This is a genomic window from Cephaloticoccus primus (genome assembly GCF_001580015.1).
Taxonomy (GTDB): Bacteria; Verrucomicrobiota; Verrucomicrobiia; order Opitutales; family Opitutaceae; genus Cephaloticoccus; species Cephaloticoccus primus.
On record NZ_LSZQ01000059.1, the window covers coordinates 57,438 to 64,722 of the forward strand.

Below are 7,285 nucleotides of genomic sequence, written 5' to 3' on the forward strand. Positions count from 1 at the left end.
GGGGCGCGGCGAAAAAGTTTACGGGTAAAACTCCCAACTGAGCTCCGGTCAGGGATTTCATTCAACTGTGCGGCTTGTTCGTCGGGCGGAACGCCCGACAGCAAGCCGCACAGTAAATGGGAGCAGGCACTGCCTGCCGCCCCCCGCGCAGGGGAGTCTTCGACTCTTCTTTTTGGCGCGCGGCTCGTTGGCCGCGCGCAGAGGGAGGTCCGGGCTTACCAGGTGCGCTTCTTGTGTCGGTTCGACTTCAAGCGCTTGCGTCGCTTGTGCTGCGACATCTTCAGACGACGTTTCTTCTTAAGATTACCCATGATTCGGAAAATGAAAGGGGCCGACCGTGAGAAACCCGTTTTCGACTGTAAAGGACTTTTCGGTTTTTCCCCTTTCGCGAAACTTGGGCCCACGAGCCCGGCCGTCCGCAGCAGCAGCAAGCCCGTCCCCGGGCACGCGCACTGCGGAAAACCTCGGTGGCGCGCGAGCGTGCTACGCGACCTGCACGAGCTCCCGGGTCTTTGTGAGGACGAGGAAGGCGCGCACTTTTTCTTTTGGCAGGCCGGTCAGTTGCGCAGCAGCGGCGCGGTAGAGCGCGAGTTGTGAGGCATGCCGCCGGGCGGCGCCTGCCGTGTCTTCATCGGTTTTGAAATCGTAAACCGCGCAAGCGACGGGCCGCCCGCTCTCGTCGGTCGAAATGACCACACGGTCAAAGACGCCCGTCACCCACGTGCCATCGATCACCGCCTCGAAGCGGCGTTCGCGCCAAACCTGGTCACTCGCCCTCAGCTCCCAAACCGCCGCCAGGGCGGGCGAGGCGAGGCAGGCTTTCACAACAGCCAGCGCCGCCTGATTCGACGAGAGGCAGCCCCCTCCCGCTCCGCCCTCCCGCAGCGCGCGCAATGCCTGCACCGAATCGCAACGCGCAAACAGTCGGTGCACTTCGCGCCCAAAGTCCTGGCCACCGCCCCACGCCGAAACGGAAACTGCCCCGCCCGATGGGACATCCGCGCGAGCACCACCAAGATCGGAAAACAAAGTCTCCGCGGCGACCCGCCCCTGCTCCGCATCACTGGGCCGCCGCGCCACGAGCCGCGGGAAACGCCGCACGCTCACGGTTGTCCCCGCACTGCCCGGGGAATCGGCAGTGAGCGGGCACAGCCGCGTGAGCCGTGAAGTGCTCTTGTCGTGCGGGCCGCGCGGCGCGCGCACTTCATTTTCCCCGCCGTGCTCAGAGGCGACCGCTCCACCTCCCAAGGCAGCGGCAACCGACTCAAAGTCCCCTGCCTCCCATAGCGCCGCGAATGCGCTGCGCCCGATCTGCACGGCGCGGGGAGGCTGGGTCGCGGCAGTGCTGCCCGCGCGTTCGCCGCCGCCATCGCCCGCAAGCGTGTCGAGCAGCAGCCTCGGGTAGTTGCGCGATTTACTGCTCTTCTTTGGCGGCTCGATGATCGCGTACAGCGCACGCTTCGCGCGGGTCATCGCCACATAGAGCAGCGAGAGTTTTTCGTAGCAGCCCACGGCCTCTGCTTCGCGGATGTACTCGCGCAGCGCGGGCACGCACTCAGCGATTTCCTTTTTCGGCAAGTGCAGCACCCACTCGACTTCGCGGGCGGCGCTGCGCTGCACCGCCAGCCCCTTGCGCGCCCGGGCGAGGCCCTCGCCCTGCAGATCGGGCAAGACCACCGCATCGAAGCCCAGCCCCTTCGACTTGTGGATCGTCATCACGCGCACGACGCCCGCGGAGTCGGGCTCGCGCAATGTGTAGCGGCGCATGAAGGCGATAAACTCGTCGAGGTCGCGGCTGCCTGTCGCCTCAAACTCAGCCGCCGCCAAAAGCCATTGCCGCAAGCGCAAGCGGCTAAACGCCGCCGCCTCCGCGCACGCTGCGGCCACGAGTGACTCGCCCAGCGGGCGCAGGGCGCGGACGAAGCCCTCGTCTGCGATCCGTGCCAGCAGCGACTGCGCGGCAGCATGCCCTCGCCGCCCGAAGGGCGCAGCGGCCCGATGTGCGTGCGCGAGACGATCTCCCGGGTGCGCGGCGGCCTGCACCGCAGCCAGCAGTGCGGCGCCCACCGGATTATCCGTGCACACGCTCAAGTCCGACTCGGCCACCGCAGCGAGCCCGCCCTCGCGCCGCAGGTAGTCGGCCAGCTCGGCAGCGGTCGCGTTGTTTTGCACGAGCACGGCCACGGTAAACTCCGGACCCGGCGGCGGCAGCTCGCGCAGTACCCGCAGCGTCGCTGCCCAGCGCGCGGCCTCGCCCTCCGCCACGAGCAAGGCCGCGTGGCCGCCGAGCTCGGGCCGTGCCGAGCGGTGCGCCCGCCACTGTGCGCTCCACTCGCGCGCGCCGCCTTCGGGGAACAGCGCCTCCAGCTCCGCCGCCGCACCGAACACCGCATTTACCATCTCGATGATCGGCGGGCCCGAGCGCCACGAATCGTCGAGGTGCCGCTCCACAATCGCGCGGCCCACGCCTCCCGTGGAGTCTCCCGTCGCCCCGGCATTGTAGTGCTCAAACACCTCGCGAAACAGCCGCGGATCGCCGCCGCGCCACGAGTAGATCGCCTGCTTCACATCGCCGACGTAGAAAAAGCTGCGCCGCCCCTCCGGCTCCTGGAGCACCTCGTCGATCAGGTTTTTCAAAATCGACCACTGCCCGAAGCTCGTGTCCTGAAACTCGTCCAGCATCCAGTGGTCGATCTGCGCATCCAGCCGGTAGTCGAGCAGGAGTCGCCGCGCTTCGATGTCGGCCTGCACTGCCGGATCGGGCGGCGACACCGCGCCGCCGCCGAAGCCGCCCGCCGCCAGCGAAGGTCCCTGCGCGAGCAAGCGCTGCACATCGGCGAAGCTCAGCTTCCCCGCACGCCGGATCTGCGCGTCGTAGACCGCCTCGTAGGCCGCGAGCACCGCGTAGATGCCGCGCGTCATCGCGACCGCGCGCCCCAGCTCGCCCGCCAGCACCGCCACCGCCACCGCTTGCAGTCCCTCCCGCTCCGCGCGCAACCCCGCCCCGAGCTCGAAGGCCTTGCGCGCCATCGTCACCGCCCGCATCTCGGGCCAGGCCTTCAGGACGTTTTTAAGCGGCGTGCCCATCGCCCCGCCCGGGGCCCACGCCTCCAGCTCGGCGAACAACTGCTCCCACCACTGGATGCGCGGCGCATCCCAGCTGCCCGCCGCGACCGCCTCGCGCAGGGCGGCCAGTGCGGCGCGCAGGGCCGCTGGATAATCCGCCAGCGGCAGTCCCGAAAAATGCGGCGGGCTCGCCGATGGCGCATCCGAAAAAACCTCCCGATACTCCTCGATGAAATGCGCCAACTGATCGGCCACCCGCTTCGCCTCCTGCCCAAAGGTCGCCTGCTTGAAGGCCTCGATAAACTCCGCTTGCTCGCGCGCGAGTGAGCCATCAAAGCCGCGCGCAAACAGTTGGTTAAAAATCCGCTCCTGCGCCTGCGCCTGAGCGTGCGCTTCGAGCAGCTCCACCTGGCCCGCAAGCCCGAGCTCCAGCGCGAAGTTTTGCGCCACCTGCATGAAAAACCCGTCCAGCGTGCCCAGCCGCAGCCGGTGCATCGAGTCGACCACGCCGCGCAGCAGCTCGCCAAAACGCCGCGCACCAAAAGTATCCGCCGTGCCCAGCTCGCGCGCCAGACGCGCCGCTGCGGCCTCGCTCGCCGCCGCCTGCGCGAGCTTTTGCAAAATCGCATCCAGAAACTCGCCCGCGGCCTTGCGGGTAAAGGTGAGCGCCACGATCCGCTCCGCCGGCACGCCCAGCGTCAGCAGCCACACGAAGCGGTTCGTCAGCGCGTAGGTTTTTCCCGAGCCCGCCGAGGCGCGGATCATCTCGTGCGAAACCCTCATGGCATGCCCCCTTGCTGCGCTGGCGTTGGAGTTGGCGAGCTGGCGACAGGGGCCCAGCCAATCGAGGCGGCCGCGCCGCGCTGAAACAGGGCCGCAAAGTCGTCGCGCTCCGCCTCGCGCCCCTTCAACTCGCGCGGCGGCCAGAACTCGCGCCGCGCAATCGCCGCCGACACGCCCTGCGCACAGGCCCAAGCCGACGCCGCCAGCTCCGGCGTGTAGTCCTCCCACAGCGTCAGCCCCACATCGCCAACCGCCTTCGGCAGGTGGAAGTAACCGCAGCGCACTTCGCGCCCCGCAAACTCGCCTGCGGCCACGCGCTCATAAATCGGTAGCTGCAAGTCCTGCCACACGCGCGGGCGGGTGCCCTCCTCCGCCCGCCACACGCGCCACTCGGGGAGGGCTTCGCCTGCGGCCTCGTTTCCGGCAAGTGCGGCGGCAAGTCCACCGCCTTGCCCGGGCAAACCATCGCCGACACGGGCCGACGAGCCCGTGCCAGAGGAAAGGGGCTGCGCGTCCTTTGGCAGCGCCCCCAGATGCACCGCCGCGGCGCCCTTCGCTTCGTCACTGGTTTTGTAGTCAATCACCCGCAGCGCACCGCTCGCCTCGTGCTCGTCGAGCCGGTCGACCTTGCCCGCAAAACGCAACGCGCCGATCTCCAGCTCAAAGGCCCACTCCACGCGCTTGATCCGCCAGCCCTCGCTGCGCAGGCGCGCCTGCACCTCGGCCGCCGCCTCCAGTCGCTGCCGCGCCGACTCCACCTGCACGACCAGGGGCAAGCTCAGCCGCGCGCCAAACTGGCGGCGCACCGCCTCATCCAGCGCAGCGCGCAGGAACTCGCGATACGGACCCGGCTCCGTGCAATCGCGCAGCGCCGCCTCGCGCCCCATCGCTTCAAGCGCCGTGTGGCACAGCGTACCAAAGTCCATCGCATCCAGCTCCGCCTTGGCCGCATCGACCCCGCGCCACTTCAGCACCCGCGAGAGGTAAAACCGCAGCGGACACTCCAGCCACGCGCGCAGCCCCGTCACCGGCAAGTGCGGCGGCAAGTCCACCGCAAGCGGATCAGGCAAACGCAGCGGCCACGCGCGCGACCATGCCAGGCTCGCGCCCGCAGCGGGCAACTCGCGAAACAGATACGCGACGCGCCCCGGCAGCGCCTCATCCGCGCAGCGCATCAGCAGCCGCGACGGCTTGAGCGGATCGCCGCGCAGCGACACCCGCCCCAGCAGCACATCCAGCCGGCCCGGCCCTTCCGCTCGCTCGTCCGCTCCGCTCCCACCGCTCGCCCGCCCAAACGCGCGCGCCGCAATCGCCTGCAAGTAATACGCGTCCACCGCGAAACGCTGTGCGTTTGTCTTGAGCCCCACCCGCGCGCGCAGCCCCTCCGGCAAAAACGGATCGGCCGTCACCGACGAGGGCACGAGCCCCTCGTTGAGCCCCGCCACGGCCAGGTGCGGTGCCTCCTCCCAGATCAGCTCCAGCCAGCCCTGAAGCTCCACGGCCTCGGCAGGTTTTTCGGCAAACACCCGCTGCTTCGCGTAAAGCTCCAGCGCCAGCTCCAGCGCCTCGGAGCGGCGCAAGTCCGCGTGTAGCGCCATCGCCTCCCCGACCTCAGTCAACACGCCCCGCCAGGCCTCGGCAGCCTCCTTGAGCGCGGCCTCTCCGGGCCGCGCCAAATCAAAACTGCGCCCTTTGAAAACCTCCCCCAAGACCCTCTGCACGTTGGCGGGAAAGGCCTCGCGTCGCAGCACCTCGCACCAGCTCGCCACGCGCCGCAACGCCTCGCCGCCTGCTGCACACGCGGCCTCCGCGCTGGCCGCCACCGGGCCGCGGCTCCACCACTCAAGAGCCGCGCCCAAGTCGGCAGGTAAATGCTGCTCGTGCAGCCGATCCAGCGCCGCCAGAAAACGCGCCTCCGCGCCCGCACTTTCCTCTCCATCCTCGCCGCACAGCGCCAGCAGCACATCCGGCTGCCGGACAAACGCCGCAAGATTCCGAAAACTCTCCTCCTGCGCCAGCGCCGCCAGTGCGCTCAAAAGCTGGTGCAGCCGATCACCGCGCCGCGACTGCCCTTCCGGGTTGAAGCTCTGCACCCCGCACTCATGCAGCGCATTTTCCAGCGGCGAAAAAATCTCCGGATCCACCACCCCGAGCGCAAAATCTCCCGCGCTCAGCATCCGCTCCCCCCGCAGGTCCGAAGTCTCGCTCCCGACTGAATCCGGCGCGGCAGCCGTACCGCCAGGCACGCCTGTCTGCGATACCTCCACCGCACGCGGCTGCGCCTGATACGCCGCGCAAAGCTGCGCGAGCTGCCCGGCCTGTGCGTGCGGATCGGTGCACACGTTTACACGCGACTCGAAATCCTCGAAGCGCAGCTCGCGCCGCGCCCAGTAATCGGGCACTGGCCTGCCCCAGGCATCGAAGCCCGCCGCCTCGCTCTCTGGCGCGTAGATCAGCAGCTCGACCTCAACCCGTTTCGCATAGCGCTCCAGCAGCTCAACCGCCACAGGGCGCGGATCGGCCAGCGCGAGCACGAGCACGCGCGACACGCCCTCCGGCGGAGCCGCACGCGCCAGCAAGGCCCGCTGCGCAGCCAGCGGACTCCACAGCCCGCCGTGCCGGGTCAGCCGCGCGAGCTGCCGCCGCTCCAGCTCCGCCAATTGCTGCCAACGCTCCCACTCCGGCTCCTCCTCGCCCAGCCGCGCGGCGACCTCGGCCAGCCCCAGATCGCTTTCGCGCAGGGTGCTTTGGAGTTGGGCAAACTGCACCGCGAGCCCCCGCGCCCAGCCAAAATTGCGCTGCGGCGGATCGACGGGAAACAGCGCGCGAAACTCCGCCAGATCCGCCGCCAGCAGCACCGCCACCCACGCCAGCAGCTCTTGCGCGCCAGACGCGCGGCGCACCGATGGAGCGCCGGAGGGAGCCTCGCCAAAAGGCTGGGGCAGCCCTCCCGCAGACGCCTCAGCCACCGCCCCGCCCGCCCCAAGCTCACCGGCTGCCTCTTGAAGCAGCGCCTCGGGCGTCAGCACCAGCGGCGGGAAGAGCGCCTGGCCCAGCGACGCCGCATGCGAGGCCAGCGCCTCGCGCAGCCGCCGCCCCGCCTGCCGAGTCGGCACGATGATGAGCTGCGCCGACAAATCCAGCGGCGGCACGCTCCTCCCGCCCCGCCCACCACTTCCGCCCGCCACTTCCGCCCAGTCTCCCGCGAGGTAGTCCACCGCCTGCCCGAGCAGCGGCTTTTCCCAAGTGAAGAAACGAAGTCGTAGCGCCTTTTGGTCGGGCATCACCCTCCGTTGCTCGCAGCTCCCCCGCTCGCTTCCAATGCTTTTCAGCACGGGCCCACCGCCCAACAAACCTGTCCCACTGCGCGTGGGGCGGGGGACGGTGTCCCCTGCCATTTACTGTGCGGCTTGCTCGGCGGGGGGACCGCCCCCCC

Annotated in this window: 2 protein-coding genes; both read right to left on the reverse strand. The window is 69.3% G+C overall.

All coding sequences use genetic code 11. From position 1 onward, the window contains the following. Positions 1–483: 483 nt before the first annotated feature. Positions 484–3,849, reverse strand: coding sequence for a UvrD-helicase domain-containing protein (locus AXK11_RS08065; RefSeq protein ID WP_082781045.1), 3,366 nt, complete (start codon positions 3,847–3,849; stop codon positions 484–486). Beyond that, positions 3,846–7,133 carry a PD-(D/E)XK nuclease family protein gene (locus AXK11_RS08070; protein WP_068631074.1) on the reverse strand — a complete coding sequence of 1,096 codons (3,288 nt, stop codon included), beginning with the start codon at positions 7,131–7,133 and terminating at the stop codon, positions 3,846–3,848. The genes AXK11_RS08065 and AXK11_RS08070 overlap by 4 nt, the downstream gene beginning before the upstream one ends. Positions 7,134–7,285: the final 152 nt, after the last annotated feature.

What these genes read in the sequence shown, in the direction of transcription:
- AXK11_RS08065 (WP_082781045.1), bottom strand. Translation starts at nt 3,849, where the DNA reads ATGAGGGTTTCGCACGAGATGATCCGCGCCTCGGCGGGCTCGGGAAAA.
- AXK11_RS08070 (WP_068631074.1), bottom strand. Translation starts at nt 7,133, where the DNA reads ATGCCCGACCAAAAGGCGCTACGACTTCGTTTCTTCACTTGGGAAAAG.